At 48.9% G+C, this 1,430-nt stretch carries 1 rRNA gene; it reads right to left on the reverse strand.

Annotation, left to right across the window (positions count from 1 at the left end):
* Positions 1-817: ribosomal RNA gene (locus tag DP116_RS30670) — 16S ribosomal RNA — on the reverse strand; the annotation flags it as partial.
* Positions 818-1,430 lie beyond the last annotated feature (613 nt).

Below are 1,430 nucleotides of genomic sequence, written 5' to 3' on the forward strand. Positions count from 1 at the left end.
CAGTAGGGGTCGATACCCACTACGCCTAGTATCCATCGTTTACGGCCAGGACTACTGGGGTATCTAATCCCATTCGCTCCCCTGGCTTTCGTTCCTCAGCGTCAGTTATGGCCCAGTTAGTCGCCTACGCCACTGGTGTTCTTCCCAATATCTACGCATTTCACCGCTACACTGGGAATTCCACTAACCTCTACCACACTCCAGTCTGCCAGTATCCAATGCACTCCCGAGGTTGAGCCCCGATCTTTAACATCAGACTTAACAAACCGCCTACGAACTCTTTACGCCCAATAAATCCGGACAACGCTTGCATCCTACGTCTTACCGCGGCTGCTGGCACGTAGTTAGCCGATGCTTCCTTTGCTGGTACCGTCATTTTTTTCGTTCCAGCCGACAGAACTTTACACCCCAAAGGGCTTCTTCGTTCACGCGGTGTCGCTGTGTCAGGGTTTCCCCCATTGCACAAAATTCCCCACTGCTGCCTCCCGTAGGAGTATGGGCCGTGTCTCAGTCCCATTGTGGCTGATCATCCTCTCAGACCAGCTACCGATCGTCGCCTTGGTAGGCCTTTACCCTACCAACTAGCTAATCGGACGCAGACTCATCTTAAGACGGATTACTCCTTTCATATACGCTCGTGTCCGAGCACATACATATGCGGTATTAGCAATCCTTTCGGACTGTTATCCCCCATCTCAAGGCAGATTTCTACGCGTTACTCACCCGTCCGCCACTGGGTATTGCTACCCCGTTCGACTTGCATGTGTGAAGCACACCGCCAGCGTTCGTCCTGAGCCAGGATCAAACTCTCCGTTGTCAAAAACCATCAGGAGTACTGATGATCGTTAAACGTTTAGTTTGCCTACTCAAAGCTTTTGACAGGCGCCTTGATGGCTATTCAGTTATCAGGGTTCAACGACCTGTCCACCGAGCGATTCGCTCAGTTCAGTGACAGGCAACTAGTAAATAATACCAATCGACCCAAAAGGTGTCAACACGAAAAAAGCCCCAAGAATGGCGTTTTTACTATGTTGTTGCAATTCATCATATATACAATGCCTTTAGAATTACATATTTGCAGCCGCTCGCAGGGTAGTTAGAAGCGCATGGAAAGCCATTCTTCGCGATTGGAGAAATTGCAGAGATTTGGAAAAAACTTTTTTGATCGATTTGGAATAAGCGATATCACATCTTGTATTTGCTAGAAATGTGCGATCGAGGTCCGCACTACGAGCGGGATTCTATATAAAGGAAGAAGAAAGTCGATAGCGGAATGTTGATGCAGGAAGCATCAGCGGAGTAATGAGAGCAGCATGCAGTGGGGGTCTTGGACGCTGGTTGGATTTATCGGATCGTTGATTACTAGATAAATTAGGACGGTGGAGTGGTGGGAAGTGGCATGAATTGTCGGTTGCTGCACGGTAGATGGA

The sequence above is a fragment of the Brasilonema bromeliae SPC951 genome (assembly GCF_012912135.1).
Classification (GTDB): domain Bacteria; phylum Cyanobacteriota; class Cyanobacteriia; order Cyanobacteriales; family Nostocaceae; genus Brasilonema; species Brasilonema bromeliae.